Origin of the sequence: Streptosporangium sp. DT93, assembly GCF_049844535.1 — a bacterium.
In the GTDB taxonomy this organism is placed as follows: Bacteria; Actinomycetota; Actinomycetes; order Streptosporangiales; family Streptosporangiaceae; genus Streptosporangium.
Genome location: NZ_JBNCLF010000035.1, coordinates 1 through 24,275 on the forward strand (window position 1 = coordinate 1; position 24,275 = coordinate 24,275).

A 24,275-nucleotide genomic window follows, 5' to 3' on the forward strand; every position below is an offset into this window, starting at 1 on the left:
TCAAGCATTTCCGGACTCCATGTATTTTCCAGGGTTCATGCGTTTCCCGGGATCATGCGTCCGGGGTCACGTGTTTTACGGGGCTCTAGCTGCCGGTGGGGGCCTTCGTGTTTTCCTGTTTCGCGCTTTTCTTTAAGGCCTTCACCGCACGGTGAGGGCCTTTCGTGCTTTCCCGGGCTTTCGGCGTTGTCGGTTCGGGATCGTCCGCCTCGCCGGAGCGTCACGCGTTCCTCAGGCGTTCGATCACCTCGGCCATCACCAGAGGGTTCTGGTACTCCCTCCAGAGGGCGATCTTGCCGTCTCGTGCCCTGAGGACCCCGATGAACGACGAGGCGGCCTGGTGACCGGTGGCGACGACGGTGCCGGCGAGCTCGTACTCGACAACGATCACTTCGGGGTCGACGGTCTCGTGGGTCACCATGTTGCGGATCTCTTCGAGTCTGTACTGCTGTGCGAAGGCCGCCTGTTCGGGGCCGGTGAAGCGGCGGACCGCCTCCGCCCCCTCCAGTCGCCGGGGTGTGCCCTCGACGGCGAAGGGAATCTCGACGACGGCGTCCTCGGCCAACTCGGCCGCGAGGTCACCGGTGTTCTCCATCCAGTGGCGCCGCATACGGTCGAAGAGCTCGACGGGGCCGGGGACGACAGCGGATTCGGGCATGGTGAATCCCTTCGAGGGGAGGATTAAGATGAGTGGAGACTCATTTCCATAATCGTGAGTCTAGACTCACTTTGTCAACGTCGTCTCGAAGCCGACGTCGTGCGGCTTTCATGTCGTCGCCTCGTCGCCTCGTCGCCTCGTCGCCTCGTCGCCTCGTCGCCTCGTCGCCTCGTCGCCTCGTCGCCTCGTCGTTCTGATATCGGCTCGGTCGTCGGCTCGGCGTCGCGTTCCGAATCACCGTGGAAGAGGATGGCCCCATGACTCCGTCGAAGCCGACACCGGACCGGACGGGTGATCCCGGCACCGCCAGACCGTTGCGTGCGGACGCCCGGCGTAACCGGGAACGCATCATCGCGGAGGCGGAGGCCGTCTTCGCGGAGAAGGGGCCCTCGGCGTCGACCGAGGAGGTCGCCGCCCGGGCGGGAGTCGCCATCGGCACGGTCTTCAAGCACTTCCCGACCAAGCAGGCCCTGCTGCAGGCCATCATGAAGGGGCTGCTGGAACGGCTGCACGAGGAGCTGTCCACCCTCGCGGCCGACGCCCGTCCCGGTGAGGAGCTGTTCGCCTTCGTCACCGGGGTGGTCGAACAGGCGGCGCGTAAGAGGACCGTCGTCACCCTGCTGGCCGAGATCGGTGTCGATCTTCAGGTCGCCGGCTCGCTGCAGTTGCTGCGGGACGGGATCGAGACGCTCCTGGTCCGTTCGCAGCGCGCCGGGACCGTCCGCGAGGACGTCCGGCTCGACGAGGTGCTCGCCCTGCTCACCGGCCTCTGCCACGGGGCGCTTCACGCGGGCTGGGACGCCGACCTGCAGCGTCGTACGCTGGCCATCGTGTTCGAGGGGTTGCGGGGTCAGCCGGAGGGGGCGGCGCGGAGCAGGGGTTCGATCCGGTAGGGGATCTGGACGGAGAGGGCGATCGTGGTGTCGGTCCGCTGGACGGCCGGGGAGGCCAGGACGCGGGCGATGACCTCCTGAAGGTTCGACGTGCTGCGCGCCACCACCCGGCAGAGCAGGTCGGCCTGGCCGCTGGTGCCGTACACCTCCAGGATCTCCGGGACGGACTCCAGGGCCCATACGGCCTCCTCCAGGCGGCCCTGGGCGATCTGGAGCGAGACGAACGCGAGGATCGGGTATCCGGCGCCCTCGGGGGTGACCGTGGGACCGAAGTCGGCGATGACGCCGCGGGCGGTGAGCTTCTCGACGCGGGCCTGAACGGTTCCGCGGGCCACGCCGAGCAGGCGGGCCAGCTCGGTCAGGCCGATACGCGGGTGTGCCCGCATGGTGATCAGGAGGCGGCCGTCCAGCTCGTCGATCGACATTCTCAAAGGGTCTCACCGGATTGGTCGATTCGACCAGTGGTCATGGTGAGACACCATACGTTTTCAGGCAGATCGCCCAGCTGAACTGGTCGCTCTTGTCAACGTTCCGAGAAGTTGCTGTCATTCCATACATGTTCGAGGAAGCGCAGTACTTCGCACCGGTGGCGACCCGCGACGACGGCACGATCGAGGTCGAGCTCGGCGCGGGTCATCCCGGTTTCGCAGATCCGGTCTACCGCGCGCGTCGTAACGCGATCGCCGCGCTCGCGGTGGGGTACGTGCCCGGCACGCCGATCCCGACGGCCGAGTACACCGACCAGGAGCACGAGGTGTGGGCCCTGGTCAGCCGTGAACTCGCCCTCAAACACCAGAAGTACGCGACCACCGAGTACGTGGACGCGACGGAGCGGCTCAGGTTGCCGGCCGAGCGCATCCCGCAGCTCCAGGAGGTCGGGGACCTGCTGGAGCCGCTGACCGGGTTCCGCTACGTGCCGGCCGCCGGGCTGGTGGCGCTGCGGGACTTCTACGGGGTGCTGGCCGACGGGCTCTTCCACTCCACGCAGTACATCCGGCACCACTCCACGCCGCTGTACACGCCGGAGCCGGACGTGATCCACGAGGTGATCGGGCACGCCAACGCGCTCGCGTCCGACCGCTACTCGCGGCTCTACCGCCTGGCGGGGCAGGCCGCCCGCCGGGTGGAGGGCAAGGACGCGCTGGAGTTCGTCTCGAAGATCTTCTGGTTCACGATGGAGTTCGGCGTGATGACGGACCAGGGCGAGCTGCGGGCGTACGGCGCGGGCATCCTGTCCTCCTACGGGGAGATCGAGGAGTTCCGGGGGATGGACATCCGCCCGCTGGACGTCGCCGCGATGGGCACCACGCACTACGACATCACGAAGTACCAGGACGTGCTGTTCAGGGCGGAGTCGATGGAGCACCTGGAGGACGTCGTGGGGGGCTTCTGGGAGACCTGCGACGACGAGAGCATCGCCCGGCTGATCGCCGACGCCCGCTGACCAGGGGCTCGCCACACCGACGGTCACGGGCGTTCGCCGGCGCCTGGATCGTCGCCGGACCGGTCTCCCGTGTTCGTCACGCGACCGGCCGCGGACGTCAGCGATCGGGGTCGGGGGCCGGTCGGCCGGTGGCCGCCGGTGGCAGCCCGGGGCGTGCCGCGGCCGGATCATCTTCCGGGTAACCGTGGACGTTCACCAAGGTCGCGCACCGATCCGCTATGACATTCCATAGCTCATGCCCTGTTTGAGGCTAGGTTCCACTTCATCGTCTTCTTGCCAGTCTCGGTTGGATATATCCCGATCGTGACGTAATGAGGGAGACGGGTGGGATGGATGATGAGAGCCGGTAGCCGGGTGGCCGGGGTCGCGCTTCTGCTGGCCGCCGCGCAGACCGCCGGGTGCGGCGTGCACCGCGACCCGTCACCGGTGAGCCTGCCCTCCGCGACCCCGTCCTCCACGCCCCAGGCGGCACCGACGCCCCCGGTGCCCCCGGCCTCTCCTGACGGGCCGCTCATGGCCGCGAGCCCCCTGCCGACCTTCCCCGGGAACGCGTTGCCCCCCGTACCGGGCCGGGTGCCGGGCGGCGAGTCACCGCGCGTCCACGCCCGGAGACTGAGCCGCACGCTCGACGCGTTCCTCGCGGTGTACGGCGGCCGGACCACCCTGTCGGTGCGGGATCTGACCACGGGCCGGCGCTATCGCTACCACCACGCCCTGCGGCTGCCGACGGCCAGTGCCTCCAAGGTCGGCATCCTGGCGGCGCTGCTGCTCGAGACGCGGTGGCGCGACCTCGGCCGGCGTGCCAGGTCCGACGCGCGGAAGATGATTCGCTTCAGCGACAACGGCGCCGCCGACCGGCTGTACGAGCGGATCGGCATGGAGAACGGCCTGGACACGGCGAACCGCAGGCTGGGGCTCAGGCGGACCCACACGCCCGGTGGACGCTGCGTCGACCTGTACTGCTGGGGCATCACGCAGACCACCGCCGAGGACCAGACCCGGCTGGTCAGAGCGCTGGCCACGGACAGGAGCCCGCTGGCACCCGCGAAACGCCGCCGGGTGCTCGGGCTGATGGAGCGGGTGACCCCCGACCAGAAGTGGGGGATCAGCGCGGGCGCGTGCGAGGGCGACCGGGTGGCGCTGAAGAACGGCTGGCTGCGGCACGTGGCGAACGGGCGCTGGGGGGTCGTCAGCGCCGGGCTGATCCGCGGGCACGGGCACGACTACGCGGTGGCCGTGCTCACCGAGGACAGCCCGAGCATGGGGGCCGGCATCGCCAGGATAGAGGGCGCGGTCGAGCGCGTCATGGCGGCCTTCCGGGGCGCTCCCGGCTGCCGGGCCGGTGAGGCCGGCGAGGGCGGTACGGGCGGCGAGCGCGGGACCGGCCGGGCCGATGAGCCCGGTGAGGTGAGCAGGGCCGGCACGGCCGGTGAGGACTGACTCCCGCCGGTCGCGCTCTCCGGCGTCCCCGGTGTTCCCGGCGTCTCGTCCGCCGGGGACCGGTCAGGAGGCCCTGGCCGTCAGGCGGTACCCCACCCCCCGGACGGTCTGGATCAACCGGTCGTCGTTGTCGCCGAGGCGGGCGCGAAGGCGCTTGACGTGCACCGCGATGGTGTTGGTCGAGGTGGTGTCGGTGGAGTGCCAGACGTGCCGCATGATCTGCTCGCGCGTCACCGTGCGGTGGGCGTTGCGCATCAGGTAGTGCAGCAGCTCGAACTCGCGCAGCGGCAGGTGGACGATCCGGCCGTCGACGCTCACCTGGTAGGCGTCCACGTCCAGCTCCACCGCGCCGACCACGAGCGTCCCGCGCGTGGCGGGGTCGCCGCTGAACGCGGCGTGGATGAGCGGCAACAGCTCGGGCACCCGGTACGGGCGGGCGACGCACGCGGTGGCCCCGGCCGCCAGCGCCTGGACGGCCTGCTGGGCGTGCCCCTCGCCTACTCCCAGCAGGACGGGAACGGCCCTGGTCAGGCGTACCGCGCGGACGAACTCGACCGCGCCGATGACCGGCAGCGAGGCACTGACGAGCACGACGTCGGGCCGGAACGCCCCGGCCTGCAGCAGGGCCTGGGCGCCGTCGGTGACGGCCATGACCTTCACCCCTTCGCGTTCCAGGGTCTCTGCGAGGTCATGGGCCATGTCCGCTTCCGGATCGGCCACCAGCAGCATGGGCGCCGTCCGTGTGTCCTCGTCCACCTCGGGTGCCGTTTGCGGCTGGATCACCCGGATCCTCCAATATGGGTTAGCCGAAGCGGCCGGTGATGTAGTCCTCGGTCCGCTTGTCGGTGGGGTTGGTGAAGATACGGCTGGTCTCGTCGAACTCCACCAGGCGGCCGTGCCGGACCCCGGCCTCGTCCACCTCGGCGGTGAAGAACGCCGTACGGTCCGAGACGCGGGCGGCCTGCTGCATGTTGTGCGTGACGATCACGATCGTGTAGTCGCGCGTCAGCTCCTGCATCAGGTCCTCGATCTTGGTGGTCGCGATCGGGTCCAGGGCCGAGCAGGGCTCGTCCATCAGGATCACGTCCGGCTTCACCGCGATCGCCCGTGCGATGCACAGACGCTGCTGCTGTCCTCCGGAGAGGGAGAGCGCGTTCTGCTTGATCTTGTCCTTGACCTCGTCCCAGAGCGCCGCCTTGGTCAGCGCGCCTTCGACGATCTCGTCCATGTTGCCCTTGATCCCGTTGACCCGGGGACCGTAGGCGATGTTGTCGTAGATCGACTTGGGGAAGGGGTTGGGCTTCTGGAAGACCATGCCGATCCGACGGCGGACTTCGATCGGGTCCACGTGATCACCGTACAGGTCCTCGTCGTGATAGAGGATCTTGCCGGCCGCGCGGGCGCCCGGGATGAGGTCGTTCATCCGGTTGAAGCAGCGCAGCACGGTGCTCTTGCCGCAGCCGGAGGGACCGATCATGGCGGTGATCTCGCGGTTGCCGATGGTCAGGTCGACGCCGCGTACCGCCTCGTAGTCGCCGTAGAAGACGCTGAGGCCGGAGACGGTGAAGACCGGGTCGAGGGCCTCGATGGTGCGGGGGACCTCGGGGCCGCGCACGGTCACGTTCGGCACGGAAATTCCAACTTCTGACATTTCTTACCTCACCAGCGCTTCTGGTAGCGGTTACGGAGCCAGATGGCGACCGAGTTCATCGCCAGCAGGATCGCCAGCAGGATCACGATCGCCGCCGCGGCGAGGATGGCGAACTCCTCCTGGGGGCGGCTGATGAAGCTGTAGATCTGCAACGGCAGGACGGAGAAACTGCTCCACACGCCTTCCGGGTTGAACCGGACCAGCGTCGCGGCGCCGAGCATCAGGAACGGCGCGGCCTCGCCGATCGCCCGGGAGAGCGCCAGGATCGAGCCCGTGGCGATGCCCGGGATCGACGCGGGCAGCACCTGGCGGTAGATGGTCTGCCACTGGGTCGCGCCCAGCGCCAGCGAGCCCTCGCGGATCGACGGCGGCACCGCGCGGATGGCCTCGCGGGCGGAGATGATCACGATGGGCAGCACCAGCAGCGAGATGGTGACCGCGCCGGTCATCACGGTGAAGCCGAACTGCAGCCAGCGGGCGATGATGCCCAGGCCGAGGATGCCGTAGACGATCGAGGGAACGGCCGCCAGGTTGGAGATGTTCAGCTCGATCAGCTTGTTGTACCACTTGGTCTTGTCGGCGTACTCCTCGAGGTAGATCGCCGCGAGGATGCCGGTGGGCAGGGCCATGACCGCGGTCAGGCCGATGATCCACAGGGTGCCGAAGATGCCGGACTGGATGCCCGCGGTCTCCGGGCGCCGGATCGAGGGCTGGTTCTCCCACAGGAGCGCGTTGAGCCGCGGCCAGCCCTCCTCGACCACGTAGACGATGAGCATGGCCAGGAACAGCAGCGCGATGGCCAGGCTGGCCATCAGCGCGATGCGGAAAAGGTGCTCCTTGAGCGGGCGTCCCTTGCTCGCCAGCTGTACGGCCGAGCGCGGGGTGGTGAGGATGGCCATCAGTCGTAGACCTCGCGATACTTCTGGACCATGCGGGCGCTGAAGTAGTTCATCGTGAACGTGATCACGAAGAGCAGGGACCCCACCGCGAAGATGGTCTTGTAGGCGATCGAACCGACCGAGGCGTCGCCGGAGCCGGCCTGGGCGATGAAGGCCGCCATGGTGGCCATCTCGTTGCCCGGGTAGAGCGTGAAGACCGACTTGAACCCGCCGGCGATGGCCACGATCATCGTCTCGCCCGCGGCCCGGGAGACCGCCAGGATGATGGCGGCGACGATGCCGGAGAACGCGGCGGGGACGACGACGCGCACCGAGGTGAGCATCTTGGAGGCGCCGAGGGCGTAGGAGCCCTCGCGCAGGCCGTTCGGGACCGCGGCCATCGAGTCCTCCGACAGGGACGCGACGATCGGGATGATCATCACGCCGACGAGGAGGCCCGCGGCGAGCGCGTTCTTGCCGTCCAGGTCCAGGAAGGGGAAGACGTCCCGCAGGAGCGGGGTCACGAAGGTGAGGGCGAAGAAGCCGAAGACCACGGTGGGGACGCCCGCGAGGACCTCCAGCACCGGCTTGAAGATCTTGCGCGTCCTGGAGGAGGCGTACTCCGACAGGTAGATCGCGGCGGCCAGGCCGAGCGGCACGGCGACCACGACGGCGATGAGGGTGATCTCCAGGGTCGCGACGATGAGCGGCCACACGCCGAACGACGGCGGGTTGAACAGCGGTCCCCAGCTGGTCGAGCCGAAGAACTCTCCCACGCTCACCGAGGCGAAGAACTCGACGGTCGGTTCGAGCAGCGCGATGACGATGCCGACGGTGGTCGCCACCGACACCATCGCCGCGGCCAGCAGGACGACCTTGATGACGGACTCGCCGTAACGCGGGCGCGACCGCGCCAGGGACCCAGAGGTCCCCGGAGCGGTCGTGCGGTGCTGTGCCGACATCAGCCGGCGCTCTTCAGCGAGGTGATGTCAGCCTTGAGCTTGGCCTCCTGCTCGGGGTTGAGCGGGATGAACTTCGCGTCCTTGGCGATCGCGGTGATGTTGCCGGCGTAGAAGTCGAGGAAGGCCGCGACCTCGGGCCGCTTCACCGCGGTGGCGGAGGGGTAGATGAACAGCGGGCGGGCGAGCGGGGTGTACTTGCCGCCCTGCGCGCTCTCCACGCTCGGGGCCACGCAGCCCTCGCCGGAGTCGATCTCCAGGGCCTTGAGCTTGGCGGCGTTCTCCTCGAAGTAGGTGAAGCCGAAGTAGCCCAGGCCGCCCTTGGCGCCCTCGACACCGGTGACGATGTCGTTGTCGTTCTCGCTCGGGCTGTAGTCCTTGCGGCTGGCACCCTCCTCACCGTTGATCTCGTCGGTGAAGTAGTCGAAGGTGCCGGAGTCGGTGCCGGGGCCGTAGAGCTTCAGCTCCTCGGCCGGGAACGTGGCGTCGACGTCCTTCCAGGTCTTGACCTTGCCCTCGGCCGCCGGCTCCCACATCTTCTTGAGCTGGTCGGTGGTGAGGCAGGTGGCCCAGGTGTTCTCCTTGGGGACCACGACGGTCAGCGCGTCGACGGCCACCGTGAGCTCGGTGAACTTCACGCCCTTGGTGTCGCAGGCCGCCTTCTCCTCGTCCTTGATGGCGCGGGAGGCATCCGAGATGTCGGTCTCGCCGGCGCAGAACTTCTCGAAGCCGCCGCCGGTGCCCGAGGTGCCGACCGGCACCTTGACCTGGGGCTGCTCCTCGCCGAAGAGCTCCGCGGCGGCCTGGGTGAGGGGGGCCACGGTGCTGGAACCGTCGATCTTGATCTCGCCGCTCAGCGCCGCGCCGGCCGCACCGGCCTCGCTGGAGGGGGCGTTCGCGGCGGAGGTGCTGCCGTCAGAGCCGGGCTTGGCGTCGCCACCGCAGGCGGCCGCGAGCGAGACGACGAGCGCGGCCGTCGCCACCGCGCTGAGGCGGCGCTGTCCACTGGTCACGATATGTTCCTTCTCCGTAGTGAGATCTGTTCTCGATGACTCCGATGTAACCGGGGCAAAGTGAACGGAGATGAAACGAGTCATGACCGGGTTCGGAAGAGGTGAGCCCGAGGATGTGAATATCGGGGCCTGGCCGGGGGTGGGGCGCCGTCTTCCCGGCGGTGGGAGAGGGCCGGGCCGTCATGGTTGTTTCCTGGCACGGACATGGTGGACGTGGCGGGCGAGGTGGCCGGGACGTGGCGGGGCGCATGGTGAGGACGGGCCGCAGGCACGGCCCGGTAGGCGAATCCTGCCTGGTCGGGCGGGTGCGTGGCGTGACCGGCCGCGAGATCCCCTGTGCGGGGTGAAGGGTGGGATGCGGCCCGCAGGGCCGTGCGGCGGCGGGGCGGTGACGGTCCCGGGGAGTTCGGCCGGTCGTCACGACGGGTGCGCCGATCCGTTCACCTTCCGGACATCTGCCTGAGGAGCCGCGGAAGGTCAGACGGGCAGCGTCAGTGGCCCGGAGCCCAGGCGTTCGAGCACCGCGCCGTGCAGGGGGCCGTTGCTGCACAGCAGGCTGCCGCCGTCGATGTCGGGAACGCCCGACAGGTCGGTCCAGATGCCGCCCGCCTCCTCGACGATCACGGTCAGTGCCGCGATGTCCCACCGGGAGAGCTCCGGCTCCGCCGAGACGTCGACCGCGCCCTCGGCGACGAGCATGTGGGACCAGAAGTCCCCGTAGGCGCGGCTGCGCCAGACGGAACGGTTCAGGTCGAGGAACGCGTCGAGCTTTCCGGCCTCCTCCCAGCCGCCCAGGCTGGAGTAGGAGAACGAGGCGTCCTGCAGGGAGGCGACCGAGGAGACCTGGCAGCGGGTGGCCTTGGTGAGGCTCCTGCCGGTCCAGGCGCCGCTGTCACGGGCGGCCCACCAGCGGCGGCCCAGGGCGGGGGCCGAGACCAGGCCGACGACGACGCGCCCCTGGTCGAGCAGGGCGATGAGCGTGGCCCAGACGGGCACCCCGCGTACGTAGTTCTTGGTGCCGTCGATCGGGTCGACGATCCACGAGCGCTCGCCGTGGCCGCTCTCGCCGAACTCCTCGCCGATGACGGCGTCGCGCGGACGGGCGCGGGCGAGGGTGTTGCGGATCGCCTTCTCGGCGGCCTGGTCGGCGTCGCTCACCGGGGTGAGGTCGGGTTTGGTCTCCACCCGCAGGTCCATGGCCTTGAACCTGCGCATGGTCAGATCGTCGGCGGCGTCGGCCATGACGTGCGCCAGGCGGAGATCGTCGTTGTAACCCGTCACGGGGGGCAACGCTACCGTGTCGCCGGCCGGGGGGAGGAGAGCCGGAGCAAGCGGAACAATCGTGTCGCGTCCCACCAGTCACCGGGATAGCGCGTAAATCATCCGTCGACGGCGGGGTTACCGGTGAGTAGCATTCGTGGCATGACCTTCGATGTGGGTGACCTCATGCTGCAGAGCGTCCCGTTCGCCAGGACGCTGGGCGTCTCGTTCGACACCGTGGAACCGGGGCACGTCGTCGCCCGGCTGCCCGATCGGGACGATCTGCACAACCACGTGGGCGGCCCGCACGCGGGAGTCCTGTTCAGCGTCGCCGAGACCGCCTCCGGCGCCACCATGCTCTCGGTCTTCGGCGACCAGCTGTCGAGGGCCACTCCCCTGGTCACGAACGCGACGATCCGCTATTCCAAGATCGCCAAGGGGGAGATCGTCGCCGAGGCGCGCCTTCAGGCCTCCAAGGAGGAGGTCATGGCCGGACTGGACGCCGGGGAGCGCCCCGAGTTCGACGTGCTGATCGAGATCAGGACGGCCGACGGCACCCCCGTGTCCGAGATGACCGTCACCTGGACTCTGTCACGGCGACGCTGACGCGTCGCGGTGAGTCCGCTCTGTTTCATGGCGACGCTGCGCGTCGCGGTGAGCCCGCTCTGTTTCATGGCGACGCTGCGCGTCGCGGTGAGCCCGCTCTGATCCGGCTCCTTCCCTCGTCGAGGAGGATCGTTCGTTCCTCACGACCCTCCTCTCCTCAGTCCAGTCACCGGCGCGGGCTCACGGAGAGTCCCTCGGGAAATGGTGAGGGTGTTGACGGCAATGCCGACATGTTGCGGTTCGGGAATGGGGGCGGGGGGCACGGGCGCGGCCTCACCGAGGAGTCCTTGGGGGGAGGGGGCGGGGTGCGTCCGGGGGGCGGATGAGTCAGGGGTCCTGGGGGTGGTCCTCTTCGGGGGCGCCCTCGCGGCTGGCCAGGAGGCGGCGCAGGGAGGCCAGTCTGGCCGGGTCGGCGTGGCCGGTCGCGACCCAGGCGTCCAGGGCGCACTCGTCGGAGAGGTGGTTGCAGCCCTTGGGGCACTGGACGGTGCCCTCGATCAGGTCGGGGAAGCCCGCCAGCACCGTCTCCACCGAGACGTGGGCCAGCCCGAAGCTGCGCACGCCGGGGGTGTCGATGATCCAGCCGCCCTCCGGGAGTTCCAGGGCGACGGCCGAGGTGGAGGTGTGACGGCCCCGGCCGGTGACGGCGTTCACGTGTGAGACGGCGCGGTTGGCGTCCGGGACCAGGGCGTTGACCAGCGTCGACTTGCCGACCCCCGAGTGGCCGACGAGCACGCTGATGCGGCCGCTCAGGCGCGCTCGCACCTCGTCGAGGCCGCCGCCCTTCTGCACCACCACGTACGGGACCCCGAGGGGGGCGTACAGCGCGACCAGTTCCTCGGGGGAGGCGAGGTCGGACTTGGTGAGACAGAGCAGCGAGTCGATGTCGGCGTCGAAGGCCGCGACCAGCATCCGGTCGATCATGCGGGGGCGGGGCGGCGGGTCGGCCAGGGCCGTCACGATGACGAGCTGGTCGGCGTTGGCGACCACCGGTCGCTCGATGCCGTCGGTGTTGTCGGTGTCGTCGGCGGAGCGGCGGAGCATGGAGACGCGGGGCTCGACGCGTACGACGCGGGCCAGCGTGTCGGCCATGCCGGAGACGTCGCCCACCAGGGCGACCCGGTCGCCGACCACGATCCCCTTGCGGCCCAGCTCGCGCGCCTTCATGGCGACCACGACCCGGCCGCTCATCGCGGCGCCCTCGGCGTGGTCCTTCTTGCGGCGGCGCCCCTTCTCGCCCGCCGACTCGACGAGGCACGTGTAGCGCCCGCGGTCCACGGCCACCACGAACGCCGGGACCGCGTCCTCGTGGGCAGGGCGGATCCGGGTCCGGGGCCGGGAGCCCTTGCCCGGCCTGACCTTGACGTCGTCCTCGTCGTACTCGCGCTTTCTCAGCTTGTCCGCCTCGTCCGGCCCGGCGCCGCCCCCTCGGGGACGGTCGTCACCGGGCGCCTCCAGGGCCTGACGGCCGCCGTTCGCCCATCATCGCGTGCCGCGCAGCATGTCCGCCCACATGGAGGCGAACTCGGGCAGGGTCTTACCCGTGGTGGCGATGTCCTCCACCTCGACGCCGGGCACGGCCAGGCCGATCACGGCCCCGGCGGTGGCCATCCGGTGGTCGGCGTAGGAGTGGAACACCCCGCCGGACAGCGGGCGGGGCCGGATCTCCAGGCCGTCCTCGGTCTCGTTCGCGTCGCCGCCCAGAGCGTTGATCTCGGCCACCAGGGCCGCCAGCCGGTCGGTCTCGTGCCCGCGGATGTGGGCGACGCCGCCGATCCTGCTGGGGGAGTCGGCCAGGGCGGCCAGCGCGGCGATCGTCGGGGTCAGCTCCGCCACGTCCCGCAGGTCCGCCTCGATACCGGTGATCCGCCCGGTGCCGGTGACCGCCAGGCCGCCGGGCGTACGCTCCACCGAGGCTCCCATGCCGGCCAGCAGCGTGCGGAGCTGGTCACCGGGCTGGGTCGTCCGGTCGGGCCAGCCCGGGACGGTGACCGTGCCGCCGGTGACCATGGCGGCGCACAGGAACGGCGCCGCGTTGGACAGGTCGGGCTCCACGGTGAAGTCCCTGGCCCCGATGGGGCCGGGCTCGACCCGCCAGACGTCGGGCTCGGAGTCGTCGACCACGACGCCGAACTCGCGGAGCATCTGGACCGTCATCCGGATGTGCGGCTGGGAGGGGATCGGCGGGCCGTCGTGGCGTACGGTCACGCCCTTGGCGAAGCGCGCGGCGGTCAGCAGCAGGCCGGAGAGGAACTGCGAGGAGCCCGAGGCGTCCAGCCGGACCTCGCCGCCGGTCAGCGGGCCCCTGATCGTGAACGGCAGCGCGTCGCCCGACACCTCGGCGCCCAGGGCGCGCAGCGCGTGCAGGATCGGCCCCATCGGGCGCCTTCGGGCGTGCGGGTCGCCGTCGAAGAACACCTCGTCAGCCGCCAGGGCCGCCATGGGCGGCACGAAACGCATGACCGTGCCCGCCAGGCCCACGTCGACGCGGGCGCCGCCGGTGACCGGGCCCGGCGTGATCGCCCAGTCGACGGCGGAGGCGCTCTCGCCGGAGGGGGTCATGCCGGCGCCCAGCGCGCGCAGCGCGTCCGCCATCAGGTCGGCGTCACGGCTGCGCAGCGCACGCCTGACCGTGCCGGGGCCCTCGGCCAGCGCGGCGAGCAGCAGCGCGCGGTTGGTCACGGACTTCGACCCGGGCAGGGCGACGATCGCGTGCACGGGTTCGGTCGCGGTCGGGGCGGGCCACAGCGGAGCGGACATGGTCAAAAGCCTACCGGGACGCGGTACGGGCGGGTGTGGGGTGGCCGCGAGGGGATCGGTGGCGTCGGGACGGGGGAGCCGGTCGTGCCCGCCCGCGCTTTCCGGAAACGCCGATGCCTGCCACGGACGCGCTCGCTCGCGGCACGAACGGCGATGCCTGGGTGCCGTCCACGGGGGCAGGATCGGGGAAAGAGGTCGCAGGGCCCCGTCGGGGCAGGACGTGACAAGGTGGAGACATGTGCGGGAGATACGCCTCTGCGCGGAAGAAGCAGGAGTTGCTTGAGGAGTTCGAGGTCGAGCTGGACGGCGCGCCCGACGACGAGCTCAGGCCGGACTACAACGTCGCGCCCACGAAACCGGTGTACGCGGTGATGAGCCGGGTGCCCAGGACCGCCCCGGAGGGCCGCGCGGTACGGCAGCTCCGCGTGGTCCGCTGGGGGCTCGTCCCCGCCTGGGCGAAGGACCCGTCCATCGGCTCGAAGATGATCAACGCGCGGGTGGAGACGGTGGCGGAGAAGCCGTCCTACCGCAAGGCGTTCGCCGAGCGCAGGTGCCTGATCCCGGCCGACGGCTACTTCGAGTGGGCCGTGCTCGACGAGAAGGACGCCAAGGGCAAGCCGAAGAAGCAGCCCTACTTCGTCCACCCCGCCGACGGCGGCGTGATGGCCATGGCGGGTTTGTACGAGTTCTGGCGGGACAAGGGGCGGGCCGAGGACGACCCGCTCTCCTGGCTGGTGACCTGCACGATCATCACGACCGACGCCGTGGACGCGGCGGGCGTGGTCCACGACCGGATGCCGATGCTGATCGAGCGGGACCGCTGGGGCGACTGGCTCGACCCGGGGGTGGCCGACGCGCAGGAGTTCCTGATCCCCGCCGGTTCCACCGGGCTGGAGATCCATCCGGTCTCCACCGCGGTCAACTCGGTGCGCAACAACGGCCCGGAACTGCTGGAGCCCGTCGAGGCCGGGGAGGGCGGAGATGCCGAAGAGGCCGGAAAGGGAGGAAAGGACGGCAAGGGCGGAAAGGGCGGAAAGGGCGGAGGCAAGGCGCGCGCCTGAGCCGGCCGGGTCCTCCGGTTCCTTCGGACCCGGTGCCCCCGCGCGTTCGCCGGCTCTTCCGGACGCGGTGACAACCGGCTCCTCCGGCCGTAAAACAGGTGACGACCGGCTCCTCCGGCCGTAAAACAACGGTCCTTCCGGTGTAAAACTTCCGCCGAGCGGGCATCCGGTGAGGAAAGCGGTGCCTCGGGTGCGGCAAGGAGGTCACCGCCGCAGAGCTCACCCCTTTCGCGCCTGACGGGGGAGTCGGGGATCCCTTCACAGGCCGCCCCCGTTCGCCCGGAGGTGCGCAGTCGTGGATGTCGTGACCGTGCGCGAGCGCCTGAAGAGCATGCTCGCCGAACTCGACCGGTCCATCGAGGTGCTTCGCGGGGACTCCCCCGCCGTACGGGAGCGCTCACGGGCCGACGGCGGCCTGGACCTGACCGAATCCGGCCGCAACCAGGCCCTGCTGGACGTGGCCGTCCGCCACCGGCATTCGGTGCTGGAGGCGCTCGGGCGGATGGACGAGGGGTGTTACGGCCTGTGCGCCGACTGCGGCGGGCCGGTCCCGGAGAGCAGGCTGGAGGCACGCCCGGAGGCGGCCCGCTGCGTGCGGTGCCAGTCCGAACGCGAACGCAGACGCTGACCCCCGGTCGGCCTTCCCTCACCAGCCCCGCTCATCTCACCAGGCCCTGCCGTGCACCCATGCCCCGGCGACCTCCCCCGGGGGACTCCCCGTGAGTCCGCGCCGGCGACTGGACCGAGGAGGGAGGAATCGTGAGGAACGAACGATTCCACCCGACGAGGGAAGGAGCCGGGTCCGAGCGGACTCACCGCGACGCGCCAGCGTCGCCATGAACACAGACTCACCGCGACGCGCCAGCGTCGCCATGAACACAGACTCACCGCGACGCGCCAGCGTCGCCATGGGCACGCTTTCTTGCGCTTGCCACCAGGTGGATCCCCACCGTGTCGTCGTCCTCGGGGTGGGTGTCCAGTTCGGTGTTGACCAGCCAGGTCAGCGCCCGTGAGTCGGAGGCCAGCACGTGGTCGACGGTCGAGGGGGACAGCACCGTGCGGGGCCGTATCCACTCGACCTCCAGGCCGGCGTCGGTGAGCAGCTCGCGGAGCTGGACGCTGCTGAAGCACCGGGTGATGCTCCCGTCCGGCCAGGGCACGAGCATGACCTCGCCGGTCTGGCGCAGGTGGGCCCAGTAGTTCTGCTCGGCGAGGATGGCCATCCCCAGCACCAGCGAGTCGACGCAGACCAGGGCCCGCCCGCCGGGGCGCAGGACCCGGGCGACGTCGCCGATCGCGGACTCGGCCATCAGGTCCACCGACAGGGCGCGTTCCTCGGCCATCACGGCGTCCACGCTGCCGTCGGGCAGGAAGCGCAGGTCGTCGGCGCGTACCTGGCTGACCTTGGAGATGTCGTGCAGTGGCTGGACGTCCACGGGGCGGCGGAAGTCGACCACCTCGACCACCCGGTGCCCGGCCTTGGCGGCCTGGGCGGCCCAGCGGCCGTTGCCGCAGGACATGTCGAGGACGGTGGAGGGGCTCTCCGGCAGCCATCGGCCCAGTTGCTCGGCCACGACCGCGTGGTAAAAGGTCCAGTACGGCCCGAGCGCACCTGAGCCGTTCAGCTCTTCGGCCGGGATGGGCAGCACAAGCAGCTCCTGGCGTCGGGAGGATCCGGTGGTCTTAGCTCCTACCGGTACGTACCTTCTTTTTCCCCGTACCGGGCCGTTCGTCACCTTCTATCTTGTGGGAACAGATGGCCGGACGAGCGTGTTGCAAGCGGACAACGCACGATCCTTTCGGAGGTTGGCAAGCAGATGCTCGCCCTCATCGAACCAGTCACCCGCCCCGGTGATCGGCCTGTCCGTCCTGAACGGGTATTCTCCGCTCAGTACGGTGTCCCGCGTCAGCAGGACTCCGGCGATCTTAAGGGGGTGGGTCCGGTCCCTGCGACAGACGAGGAGACTCTGGAGCAGCGGAGTACACGGTTCGAGCGGGATGTCATGCCCTACCTCGACCAGCTCTACTCTGCCGCACTTCGGATGACCCGAAACCCCGCGGACGCCGAGGACCTTCTGCAGGAGACCTTCGCCAAGGCCTTCGCGTCCTTCCACCAGTTCCAGCAAGGCACGAACCTCAAGGCCTGGCTGTACCGGATCCTGACCAACACCTTCATCAACAGTTACCGCAAGAAGCAGCGGGAGCCCAAGCAGTCGGGTGCCGAGGAGATCGAGGACTGGCAGCTCGCCAGGGCCGAGTCGCACACCTCGGCCGGGCTGAAGTCGGCCGAGATCGAGGCGCTGGAGCACCTCCCCGACACCGACGTGAAGCGGGCGCTGGCGGCGCTCCCCGAGGAGTTCCGCATCGCGGTCTACCTCGCCGACGTCGAGGGCTTCCCGTACAAGGAGATCGCCGACATCATGGGCACCCCCATCGGGACCGTGATGTCGCGGCTGCACCGTGGCCGTCGCCAGCTGCGGACCCAGCTCGAGGACTACGCCCGCGAGCGTGGCCTGGTTCCGGCGGAGGGTGCCAAGTGAGCGAGCCAGACAGGGACGCCGAGATCGCCCGTGCGGGTCGCGGACGTCCGGAGCGGGTGATCGCATGAGCTGCGGCAAGCACCACGACACCGACTGCGCCGAGGTCCTGGACAAGGTCTACACCTACCTGGACGGCGAGCTCGACGAGAGCAACTGCGCCGACATCCGCCAGCACCTGGACGAGTGTCATCCCTGCCTGGAGGAGTACGGGCTGGAGCAGGTCGTCAAGCAGCTCGTCGCCAAGCACTGCGGCTGCGACCAGGCCTCGGCCGACCTGCGGGCCAAGGTGCTGGAGCGGATCGACAAGGTCCGCTCCGAGATCGCCCGCTGAGCTTCTAGGATCTTCCGCAGGGTCGTGGCCACTCGTGCGACCGTGGCCGTACGACAACGGGGGTTGACCATGCGCGTGCTCGTGACCGGCGGGGCCGGATTCATCGGATCCACCCTCGTCGACCGGTTGCTGGCCGACGGGCACGAGATCGCGGTGGTGGACGACCTCTCCGGCGGGGGCCGCGCCAATCTGGACCGTGCCGCCGGGAGTCCCCGTTTCTCCCTGCACGTGATGGACGTCCGCGATCCCGCCCTGGGTGACCTGGCCGCCGACTGGCGGCCCGAGGTCGTCTGCCACCTCGCCGCGCAGATCAGCGTGCGCAAGAGCGTGGCCGACCCGGTCCACGACGCGCGGCTCAACGTGGAGGGGACCGCCTCGGTCCTGACCGCCGCCCACCGGGGCGGCACCCGCAAGATCGTTTTCGCCTCCTCGGTGGCGGTGTACGGCAGGCCGGAGGTCATCCCGGTGCCCGCGGGCGCGGCGACCGACCCGCGTTCCCCGTACGCGGCCTCGAAGCTGAGCGCGGAGATCTACCTGTCGGCGTTCAAGGCGCTGCACGGCATCGACTACACCACGCTGGTGCTCTCCAACGTCTACGGCCCGCGCCAGTCGCCCGACGGCGAGGCCGGGGTGGTCGCGATCTTCACCGACGCGCTGCTCAACGGCAGCCCCACGGTGGTCTACGGTGACGGCGGCCAGACCAGGGACTACATCTTCGTCGACGACGTGGTGGACGGTTTCGCCCGCGCCTGCGGCACCGAGGGCGGCGGCGGTCGTTTCAACCTGGGCACCGGCGTCCAGACCACCGACAGGGAGCTGCACTCCCTGATCGCGCGGGCGGCGGGCGCCGCCGACGAGCCGGGCGCGGCCCCGGTCCGGCTGGGCGACCTGCCGGCCATGGCCGTCGACCCCTCTCCCGCCCTTGAGGGGCTGGGCTGGCGCCCCCAGGTGGATCTGGCCACGGGCCTGAAGGCCACCGTCGACTGGGCCAGGACCAGGCTCCCGAACCGCTGACCGGCTCCCGCGCGCCGCGGGCGACCGGACCCGCACCTCTCCCGACCGGCCCCGCACCTCCTCCCGACCGGCCCCGCACCTCCTCCCGACCGGTCCTGGACGCGCTCCGGACCGGCCTCGGACCGGTGGCGGGGATTGTGTCAGCGACGGGGCATGGCGTCGAGTGATCGCATGATTACGCTTTGCTTGCGATTGGCCGTCTCGCCTTCCCGGTCAGGCTCGTTTCTGTAGCCTGAGTGCGAAATCGACGTGGAGGAGCGCATGGTGAAGGAAACGGCCGACCCGGTCTCTCCCGGGATCTCCTGGACCTGAGCACGCGCCCTTTGGAACCGTAGGGTGGCCGCTGTGCGTGGACTGCCGTGGTTTGCCAGGATCTATCTGGTCCTTGTCATCGGAGCCGCGTCCGCGCTGCTCGGATACAGCGTCCTGTCGGACGGCCGCCTGGACCGGCTCGACTGGTCCAACCTCATGGTGCTGGCCCTGCTGTTCCTGGTGTGCGAGTCGGTGCCCACCCTGCTGAACGTCAGGCAGGCGGCGGTCTCGGTCAGCTTCTCGGCCGTGCTCGCCGCGGTGGTGCTGCTCGGTCCCGAGGGGGCGGCGCTGGTCGGCGTGACGGCCATGTTCAGCGTGCGGCCCGGCCTTCCGCTGGTGAAGCGGCTGTTCAACAGCGCACAGTTCGCCATCTGCGGCTATGTCGCGGGCCGGGTCTACGTGGGGCTCGGCGGCGCGCCCGGGGTGCCGACCATCGCCGGGTTCGACGACATCATCGCGCCGTTCGCGGGCGCGGCGGCCGTCTTCGTGCCGCTGAACTTCACGCTGATCGCGATCGTGCTGGCGCTCACCGGCCAGGCCGACCAGGTGCCGCTGCGGGGCATCGTCCAGTTCATGGTCTCCTACTTCGGCTACGCCACCTTCGGCCTGCTGATCGCCGGGCTCTGGGCCACGGTCAACTCGATCTCCGCGGTGCTCGTGCTGCTCCCGCTCTTCGTGGCGCGCTGGGCCTTCGGCCAGTACCTCGCCCAGCAGCGCTCCTACGACGCCACGATCGCCGCGCTCTGCCAGGCGGTGGAGACCAAGGACTACTACACGCGCGGCCACTGCACCCGCGTCTCCCAGGCCGCCGGCATGATCGCCGAGGAGATCGGGATGGGGTCGGAGCGCCTGCGCGCGATCCGCTACGCCGGGATGCTCCACGACGTGGGCAAACTGGGCGTGCCGACCAAGGTGCTGCAGAAGGACGGCCCGCTCAGCGAGGAGGAGCTCGCCGCCATCCAGCTCCACCCGATGCGCGGGCTGGAGATCGTGCGCGGCATCGACTTCCTGGACGAGGCGTTCGCCGGGATCATGCACCACCACGAGCGGCAGGACGGCAAGGGTTACCCGATGGGGCTGGCCGGTGAGGAGATCCCGGAGTTCGCCAGGATCATCGCGGTGGCCGACGCCTTCGACTCGATGACCTCCGACCGCTCCTACCGCACCGCCCGCCCCCGCGAGGTGGCCATGGCCGAGCTGCGCAAGGGGGCCGGCACCCAGTTCGACCCGGTGATGGTCGTGGCGTTCATCAAGGCCGTCGACCGGGACGGCTGGGAGCCGCCGCGCACGGTCGTCACGCCCCCGGCCGGCGCCGCCGAGACGACCGCGAAGGACCACGACGACCCGACCGTGCCGATCCAGGTGGTGTCCGAGCGATGAACGGCACCGGCGGCACCCGGGCCCTCCAGGGGCTCGACTCGGGTCAGCTGCTGCTGATCTGCGCGGCGGGCCTGCTGGCGGTGGCCGGGGTCGCGCACACCGCCGCGACCGGGCTGCTCGACCCCAGGGTCGCCGTCGCCTTCGGCGTGCTGATCGCGATCGGGGAGCTGGCCAGGCTCACCATGCCCGGCAACAGGGAGGTGGCGCCGATCGGCGCGGCCGCGGCGCTGGGGTACACGCTCCTGCTGGACATGGGCGGCGTTCAGGCGCGGCACTCGGCGCTCCAGGTCGTCGCGGTGCTCTCGGTCGGCATGGTCGCCGGGGCGCTGCCGCACCTGGCGGTGGGCCGTCCGCCCCGGCTGGACGCGATGGCGCGCAGGCTGCTCACCGGTGCCCTGCTCGCGCTGGCCTACCGGCCGCTGGCCGGGCCGCTGTTCGAGATGGCCGGCAGCGGGGAGACCGGCTGGTGGCCCGCGCTCGGCGTGATGGCGCTGCTCATCGTGGTCATGGTGGCGGCCGACGTGCTGCTCGCCGCCATGCTCCGGGCCGAGCAGGTACGCGCCGCCTTCCACGTGGCCGTCCGCGACGAGCTGCGGATGGCCGCGCCGCTGGGGGCCGCGGTCGCGGCGTCGGGCATCCTGCTCGCGCTCGCCTCGCACAGCATGGACATGGCCGCGCTGCTGGTGTTCGCCGCCCCGCTGCTGGTCACCCAGGTCGCCTTCCGCAAGTACGCCGGGATCAGGGCCACCTACCTGCAGACGGTCCGCGCGCTGGCCCGGGTCACCGAGGTCGCCGGGTACGTCGAGCCAGGCCACTCCCGCCGGGTCAGCCGCCTGGCGGTGGCGGTCGGGCGCGAGCTCGGCACGGCCGAACCGGAGCTGCTGGAGCTGGAGTACGCGGCCCTCATGCACGACATCGGTCAGTTGTCGCTGCGCGATCCCATTCCCGGCGGCGCCACGGTGCTGACCGATCCCGCGCAGGCGCGGCGCATCGCCGAGCTGGGCGCGGAGGTGATCCGGCAGACCGGGGTGCTGGACAGGGTGGCGGAGATCGTCCGCCGCCAGTGCGACACCTGCGCGGAGGCGCCGCCGACGGCCAGCCACATCATCAAGGCGGCCAACGCCTACGACGACCTCGTCGGCGGTTCCAGCGACCGCGACCGGGCCGGTGCCGCGCTGGAGCGGCTCAGGCTGGGCGTGGGCCGGGAGTACGACCCGACGGTCGTCGAGGCGATGGCCAAGGTGATCGACAGACTGGCCCCGATCCACCGGCTCTAGGGTCCCGGCTCCGGGTTCCCGTCGTGGCCCCGGCGAGGGCCGGGCGGTCAGCGGGCGAGCCGGGCCAGGAAGCGCTCGCGGTCGACGACCACCCGTTCGATCGTCCCGGTCGCGGCGACGCTCTCGCGGTGGCGGGCGGTGAAGGCGAAGGTCAGCCGGCGTCCGTCGACCCCGGTCAGCTCGGCGGTGATCTCGACGTGCGTGCCGACCGGGCTGGCCCCCAGGTGCTCCAGGTGCACGCGGGTGCCCACGGAGGTCTGGCCCGCGTCCAGGGCGCCGGCGACGGCCTGGACCGTGGCCTGCTCGGCGAGTGCCAGCAGGCGGGGCGTGGCCAGCACCGGCACGTCCCCGCTGCCGACCTTCGCGGCGGTGTCCTCCCGCTCGACCATGATGAGGAGCCGTGCCTGCAGACCCGGAGCGAGCGTCATGCGCGCCAGCATAGAGTCTGGTCCCGTGATCTCGTACTGCGACCACTGCGGGGGCCCCGAGGAGGAGCCCGGCCACGAGGGGTGCCGCCGGGCCCGCGTGATGGAACCGCCGCGCTACTGCGCCCGCTGCCGCCGCCGGATGGTGGTGCAGGTGACCCCCGCCGGCTGGACGGCGCGTTGCGCCGAGCACGGCTCGCTGAGCGGCTGACCTGGCCGGGACCCTCGTGGAACGTCCTCTTCACTGGCTTTATGTGTTCTTTGTTTACTCTTATAGGGTTTTACTGATGCGTCTCACGCCTTGCGGGGTGTCTTCGTGTCTTGGGGTGGTTGTGCCTGGTGTGGCCGTCGAGTCCCCTTGGGGGCAATGGCCTGCAAGGTGACCAAGTGCCCGCATAAGTTCTTGGTTTTGTGCGATGCTACGGCTCGCGTCGTGTGTGAACCGCATGGCGAGCAGGGTTTCGTTACGGCGCCGAGACGGTGCCGCGATGCGGATCCGCTTTGTTGGAGAGCTCTGAGGTAGGAGTGGACGGGGTTACGGGGGAGTAATGGTGGCCCAAGGCACGACGCTGGCGGGGCGGTATCGCCTGAGCACCCGCATCGGCGCCGGCGGTATGGGCGAGGTGTGGCGCGGCGAGGACATGGTCCTGGCCCGCACCGTCGCCGTGAAAGTGCTGCTCCCGGGCCGTACGGACGACCCCGGCTTCCTGGTGCGCTTCCAGGGCGAGGCGCGCGCCATGGCGACGATCAACCACCCCGGGGTCGTCGACGTCTACGACTACGGGGTGCACGAGGTGCCGGGCGCGGGGGCGACGGCGTACCTGGTGATGAGGTTCGTCGACGGCGAGCCGCTCGACCGCCTGCTCGGCAGGCTCGGGCGCATCGCCCCGGGAGCCGCGATGGACCTCATCGCGCAGGCGGCCTCGGCCCTTCAGGCCGTTCACGACCAGGGCATCGTCCACCGCGACATCAAGCCCGGCAACCTGCTGGTGCGCTCCGACGGCACGCTCGTGCTCACCGACTTCGGCATCGCCAGGTCGGACACGGCCAGCCGGCTGACGGACGCGGGCATGGTGCTCGGCACGGCCGCCTACTGCGCGCCCGAGCAGGCCGAGGGCGCTCCCGTCACCCCGGCCGTGGACATCTACGCGCTCGGCGTGGTGGCCTACGAGTGCCTCGCCGGGCAGCGCCCGTTCGACGGCGACACGCCGGTCACGATCGCGCTCAAGCACATCCGCGAGGCGCCGCCGCCGCTGCCGGGGTTCGTCCCCCCCGCGGCACGCGCGCTTGTGGAGCGGTCCCTGGCCAAGGACCCGGCCCGGCGTTTCCCCAGCGCCGCGGCCATGAGTTCCGCCGCCGGGCAGGCCGCCTTCGAGGCGGGGAGCGGGGGGGCACCCTCGCAGAGCGGGCAGCGCGCCGACGGGGCCCCCGAGACCGGCTGGCAGGCTCAGGCTCCCCAGGGGTTCGTGCCCGGCCAGGCCGACTGGCAGGGCACCGACCGGCAGCAGGGCCACGACCTCGCCACCGGCGCCACCGGGCCGCAGACCAGCCGGCGGGACGTCCAGGCGGGCGGCTGGGACTCCCAGGCCGGCGCCTGGGAGGAGACCCGGGCGACCCATGCCCAGGCCGGACGGACGGCGGAGGGCCATACGGCCGGTCCGTGGCCGTCCGGGCAGGCGGGAGGCCGGGGCGCAGACGCGCAGGGCAGGGGCCGGCGCGCCGCAGGGAAACCGCGGAGCCGCGTCGGACTGGTCGTGGCCTCGGCGGTCGCGGCCGCGCTGTGCGCGGGCGCCGCGACCTTCACGGTGAACGCGATCGCCACCGGTTCGAGCGACCCCATCCCGCTGAAGAAACCGACGACCTCCTCCGTCGCGGAGCCGTCGCCGTCGCCGCCCACTCGCCGAACCACCAGAAGGCCCAGCCCGCGTCCGAGCACGCCCCCGCCGGTGCGGTCAGAGCCGACGCCCAGCGAGAGCGAGGAGCCGTCGCCGACCCCCACCCCCACGAAGCCCAAGCCCAGTCCCTCCCCGTCCCCCAGCCCGTCGCCGTCGGCGACCCCCAAGCCGAAGAAGCGGGTGCCCGAGACGCTGGGCATGACGCCGGAGGCGGCGAGCGCGGTGCTCGCGCAGGCGGGTTTCAAGCCGTACGTCTTCAAGAGCGCCGACGTCAAGGACGAGAAGTGCCTGCAGATCGTCGAGTCCCGTCCCGCCGCGGGCACGATGTGGGACCCGTCCAAGAAGGTGGAGATCACCGCGATCGCCGTCGACTGCCCGCCGACGCCCACCCCGGCGGCCACGGCCCCCAAGGGCTGATCCACCCCCGGTCCCGGCCGGTTGAGCCGGGTGCCGCTGGGGTGTCGTGAGCGGGACCCGG

Annotated in this window: 25 protein-coding genes; 13 read left to right on the forward strand and 12 right to left on the reverse strand. The window is 70.7% G+C overall.

Annotated features, from left to right (window positions below):
- Positions 1-220 precede the first annotated feature (220 nt).
- Complete coding sequence (locus ACLQ2R_RS38715) at positions 221-658, reverse strand: nuclear transport factor 2 family protein (protein WP_425966408.1); 438 nt, start codon at positions 656-658, stop codon at positions 221-223.
- Positions 659-915: 257 nt separating this feature from the next.
- On the opposite strand from ACLQ2R_RS38715, the gene ACLQ2R_RS38720 reads away from it, so the two are divergent.
- Positions 916-1,551, forward strand: coding sequence for a TetR/AcrR family transcriptional regulator (locus ACLQ2R_RS38720; RefSeq protein WP_425966409.1), 636 nt, complete (start codon positions 916-918; stop codon positions 1,549-1,551).
- On the opposite strand, the gene ACLQ2R_RS38725 is transcribed toward ACLQ2R_RS38720, so the two are convergent.
- Entirely contained in the window at positions 1,509-1,976 is a 468-nt protein-coding gene (locus ACLQ2R_RS38725; protein WP_425966410.1) for an Lrp/AsnC family transcriptional regulator, read from the reverse strand. The genes ACLQ2R_RS38720 and ACLQ2R_RS38725 overlap by 43 nt on opposite strands.
- A 131-nt stretch (positions 1,977-2,107) precedes the next feature.
- Between ACLQ2R_RS38725 and ACLQ2R_RS38730 the strand changes: the two genes are divergently transcribed.
- Together ACLQ2R_RS38730 and ACLQ2R_RS38735 are read left to right on the forward strand one after the other, a co-directional pair.
- Positions 2,108-2,995 carry a phenylalanine 4-monooxygenase gene (locus ACLQ2R_RS38730; RefSeq protein ID WP_425966411.1) on the forward strand — a complete coding sequence of 296 codons (888 nt, stop codon included), beginning with the start codon at positions 2,108-2,110 and terminating at the stop codon, positions 2,993-2,995.
- A gap of 333 nt (positions 2,996-3,328) precedes the next feature.
- On the forward strand, positions 3,329-4,435 hold the full coding sequence (locus ACLQ2R_RS38735; protein WP_425966412.1) for a serine hydrolase: 1,107 nt from the start codon (positions 3,329-3,331) through the stop codon (positions 4,433-4,435).
- Between the two features lie 63 nt (positions 4,436-4,498).
- On the opposite strand, the gene ACLQ2R_RS38740 is transcribed toward ACLQ2R_RS38735, so the two are convergent.
- From ACLQ2R_RS38740 to hisN, 6 genes are all read right to left on the reverse strand, one after another.
- On the reverse strand, positions 4,499-5,218 hold the full coding sequence (locus tag ACLQ2R_RS38740) for a response regulator transcription factor (RefSeq protein ID WP_425966413.1): 720 nt from the start codon (positions 5,216-5,218) through the stop codon (positions 4,499-4,501).
- A gap of 19 nt (positions 5,219-5,237) precedes the next feature.
- The gene (gene pstB, locus ACLQ2R_RS38745) at positions 5,238-6,086 is read right to left on the reverse strand and encodes a phosphate ABC transporter ATP-binding protein PstB (RefSeq protein WP_425966414.1); all 849 of its coding nucleotides are present in this window, start codon (positions 6,084-6,086) and stop codon (positions 5,238-5,240) included.
- A gap of 8 nt (positions 6,087-6,094) precedes the next feature.
- The gene (gene pstA, locus ACLQ2R_RS38750; protein ID WP_425966415.1) at positions 6,095-6,985 is read right to left on the reverse strand and encodes a phosphate ABC transporter permease PstA; all 891 of its coding nucleotides are present in this window, start codon (positions 6,983-6,985) and stop codon (positions 6,095-6,097) included.
- On the reverse strand, positions 6,985-7,926 hold the full coding sequence (pstC, locus tag ACLQ2R_RS38755; RefSeq protein WP_425966416.1) for a phosphate ABC transporter permease subunit PstC: 942 nt from the start codon (positions 7,924-7,926) through the stop codon (positions 6,985-6,987). Before pstC ends, pstA begins: the two co-directional genes overlap by 1 nt.
- The gene (locus tag ACLQ2R_RS38760) at positions 7,926-8,936 is read right to left on the reverse strand and encodes a PstS family phosphate ABC transporter substrate-binding protein (RefSeq protein WP_425966417.1); all 1,011 of its coding nucleotides are present in this window, start codon (positions 8,934-8,936) and stop codon (positions 7,926-7,928) included. The genes pstC and ACLQ2R_RS38760 overlap by 1 nt, the downstream gene beginning before the upstream one ends.
- Positions 8,937-9,413: 477 nt before the next feature.
- Entirely contained in the window at positions 9,414-10,217 is an 804-nt protein-coding gene (hisN, locus tag ACLQ2R_RS38765; RefSeq protein ID WP_425966418.1) for a histidinol-phosphatase, read from the reverse strand.
- A 141-nt stretch (positions 10,218-10,358) separates the two neighbouring features.
- Here hisN and ACLQ2R_RS38770 point away from each other — a divergent pair, with 141 nt between their 5' ends.
- Positions 10,359-10,802, forward strand: a complete 444-nt coding sequence (locus tag ACLQ2R_RS38770) for a DUF4442 domain-containing protein (RefSeq protein ID WP_425966419.1) — start codon at positions 10,359-10,361, stop codon at positions 10,800-10,802.
- 327 nt (positions 10,803-11,129) lie between these two features.
- Here ACLQ2R_RS38770 and rsgA read toward each other — a convergent pair whose 3' ends face one another.
- Entirely contained in the window at positions 11,130-12,197 is a 1,068-nt protein-coding gene (gene rsgA / locus ACLQ2R_RS38775; RefSeq protein WP_425966441.1) for a ribosome small subunit-dependent GTPase A, read from the reverse strand.
- Positions 12,198-12,284: 87 nt separating this feature from the next.
- Positions 12,285-13,562 (reverse strand): 3-phosphoshikimate 1-carboxyvinyltransferase, encoded by a 1,278-nt coding sequence (aroA, locus tag ACLQ2R_RS38780; protein WP_425966420.1) that lies wholly within the window; start codon positions 13,560-13,562, stop codon positions 12,285-12,287.
- Positions 13,563-13,798: 236 nt separating this feature from the next.
- Here aroA and ACLQ2R_RS38785 point away from each other — a divergent pair, with 236 nt between their 5' ends.
- Both ACLQ2R_RS38785 and ACLQ2R_RS38790 read left to right on the forward strand, forming a co-directional pair.
- Complete coding sequence (locus tag ACLQ2R_RS38785) at positions 13,799-14,623, forward strand: SOS response-associated peptidase (RefSeq protein WP_425966421.1); 825 nt, start codon at positions 13,799-13,801, stop codon at positions 14,621-14,623.
- A gap of 295 nt (positions 14,624-14,918) precedes the next feature.
- Positions 14,919-15,251: a TraR/DksA family transcriptional regulator gene (locus tag ACLQ2R_RS38790; protein WP_425966422.1), complete on the forward strand. Its 333-nt coding sequence runs from the start codon at positions 14,919-14,921 to the stop codon at positions 15,249-15,251.
- Between the two features lie 256 nt (positions 15,252-15,507).
- On the opposite strand, the gene ACLQ2R_RS38795 is transcribed toward ACLQ2R_RS38790, so the two are convergent.
- The gene (locus ACLQ2R_RS38795) at positions 15,508-16,272 is read right to left on the reverse strand and encodes a class I SAM-dependent methyltransferase (RefSeq protein WP_425966423.1); all 765 of its coding nucleotides are present in this window, start codon (positions 16,270-16,272) and stop codon (positions 15,508-15,510) included.
- A gap of 285 nt (positions 16,273-16,557) precedes the next feature.
- On the opposite strand from ACLQ2R_RS38795, the gene ACLQ2R_RS38800 reads away from it, so the two are divergent.
- From ACLQ2R_RS38800 to ACLQ2R_RS38820, 5 genes are all read left to right on the forward strand, one after another.
- Complete coding sequence (locus tag ACLQ2R_RS38800; protein WP_350976859.1) at positions 16,558-17,163, forward strand: sigma-70 family RNA polymerase sigma factor; 606 nt, start codon at positions 16,558-16,560, stop codon at positions 17,161-17,163.
- Positions 17,164-17,227: 64 nt separating this feature from the next.
- A complete protein-coding gene (rsrA, locus tag ACLQ2R_RS38805; protein ID WP_425966424.1) occupies positions 17,228-17,494 on the forward strand; it encodes a mycothiol system anti-sigma-R factor in 267 nt (88 codons plus the stop codon).
- Between the two features lie 24 nt (positions 17,495-17,518).
- Positions 17,519-18,508, forward strand: a complete 990-nt coding sequence (locus ACLQ2R_RS38810) for an NAD-dependent epimerase/dehydratase family protein (RefSeq protein ID WP_425966425.1) — start codon at positions 17,519-17,521, stop codon at positions 18,506-18,508.
- A 345-nt stretch (positions 18,509-18,853) separates the two neighbouring features.
- On the forward strand, positions 18,854-20,200 hold the full coding sequence (locus tag ACLQ2R_RS38815) for an HD-GYP domain-containing protein (RefSeq protein WP_425966426.1): 1,347 nt from the start codon (positions 18,854-18,856) through the stop codon (positions 20,198-20,200).
- Positions 20,197-21,477, forward strand: a complete 1,281-nt coding sequence (locus ACLQ2R_RS38820; protein WP_425966427.1) for an HD-GYP domain-containing protein — start codon at positions 20,197-20,199, stop codon at positions 21,475-21,477. Before ACLQ2R_RS38815 ends, ACLQ2R_RS38820 begins: the two co-directional genes overlap by 4 nt.
- Before the next feature lie 47 nt (positions 21,478-21,524).
- Here the strand turns inward: ACLQ2R_RS38820 and ACLQ2R_RS38825 are convergent, their stop codons facing one another.
- On the reverse strand, positions 21,525-21,905 hold the full coding sequence (locus ACLQ2R_RS38825) for a thioesterase family protein (protein ID WP_425966428.1): 381 nt from the start codon (positions 21,903-21,905) through the stop codon (positions 21,525-21,527).
- Between ACLQ2R_RS38825 and ACLQ2R_RS38830 the strand changes: the two genes are divergently transcribed.
- A complete protein-coding gene (locus tag ACLQ2R_RS38830) occupies positions 21,904-22,113 on the forward strand; it encodes a hypothetical protein (RefSeq protein WP_425966429.1) in 210 nt (69 codons plus the stop codon). The genes ACLQ2R_RS38825 and ACLQ2R_RS38830 overlap by 2 nt on opposite strands.
- A gap of 337 nt (positions 22,114-22,450) precedes the next feature.
- Complete coding sequence (locus tag ACLQ2R_RS38835) at positions 22,451-24,214, forward strand: protein kinase domain-containing protein (RefSeq protein ID WP_425966430.1); 1,764 nt, start codon at positions 22,451-22,453, stop codon at positions 24,212-24,214.
- Positions 24,215-24,275 lie beyond the last annotated feature (61 nt).

Coding starts and splice junctions, on each gene's coding strand:
- ACLQ2R_RS38820 (WP_425966427.1), top strand. CDS start 20,197: ATGAACGGCACCGGCGGCACCCGGGCCCTCCAGGGGCTCGACTCGGGT.
- ACLQ2R_RS38730 (WP_425966411.1), top strand. CDS start 2,108: ATGTTCGAGGAAGCGCAGTACTTCGCACCGGTGGCGACCCGCGACGAC.
- ACLQ2R_RS38835 (WP_425966430.1), top strand. CDS start 22,451: ATGGTGGCCCAAGGCACGACGCTGGCGGGGCGGTATCGCCTGAGCACC.
- ACLQ2R_RS38770 (WP_425966419.1), top strand. CDS start 10,359: ATGACCTTCGATGTGGGTGACCTCATGCTGCAGAGCGTCCCGTTCGCC.
- ACLQ2R_RS38825 (WP_425966428.1), bottom strand. CDS start 21,905: ATGACGCTCGCTCCGGGTCTGCAGGCACGGCTCCTCATCATGGTCGAG.
- ACLQ2R_RS38785 (WP_425966421.1), top strand. CDS start 13,799: ATGTGCGGGAGATACGCCTCTGCGCGGAAGAAGCAGGAGTTGCTTGAG.
- ACLQ2R_RS38735 (WP_425966412.1), top strand. CDS start 3,329: ATGATGAGAGCCGGTAGCCGGGTGGCCGGGGTCGCGCTTCTGCTGGCC.
- ACLQ2R_RS38720 (WP_425966409.1), top strand. CDS start 916: ATGACTCCGTCGAAGCCGACACCGGACCGGACGGGTGATCCCGGCACC.
- rsrA (WP_425966424.1), top strand. CDS start 17,228: ATGAGCTGCGGCAAGCACCACGACACCGACTGCGCCGAGGTCCTGGAC.
- ACLQ2R_RS38725 (WP_425966410.1), bottom strand. CDS start 1,976: ATGTCGATCGACGAGCTGGACGGCCGCCTCCTGATCACCATGCGGGCA.
- ACLQ2R_RS38715 (WP_425966408.1), bottom strand. CDS start 658: ATGCCCGAATCCGCTGTCGTCCCCGGCCCCGTCGAGCTCTTCGACCGT.
- pstA (WP_425966415.1), bottom strand. CDS start 6,985: ATGGCCATCCTCACCACCCCGCGCTCGGCCGTACAGCTGGCGAGCAAG.
- ACLQ2R_RS38830 (WP_425966429.1), top strand. CDS start 21,904: ATGCGCGCCAGCATAGAGTCTGGTCCCGTGATCTCGTACTGCGACCAC.
- aroA (WP_425966420.1), bottom strand. CDS start 13,562: ATGTCCGCTCCGCTGTGGCCCGCCCCGACCGCGACCGAACCCGTGCAC.
- pstB (WP_425966414.1), bottom strand. CDS start 6,086: ATGTCAGAAGTTGGAATTTCCGTGCCGAACGTGACCGTGCGCGGCCCC.
- pstC (WP_425966416.1), bottom strand. CDS start 7,926: ATGTCGGCACAGCACCGCACGACCGCTCCGGGGACCTCTGGGTCCCTG.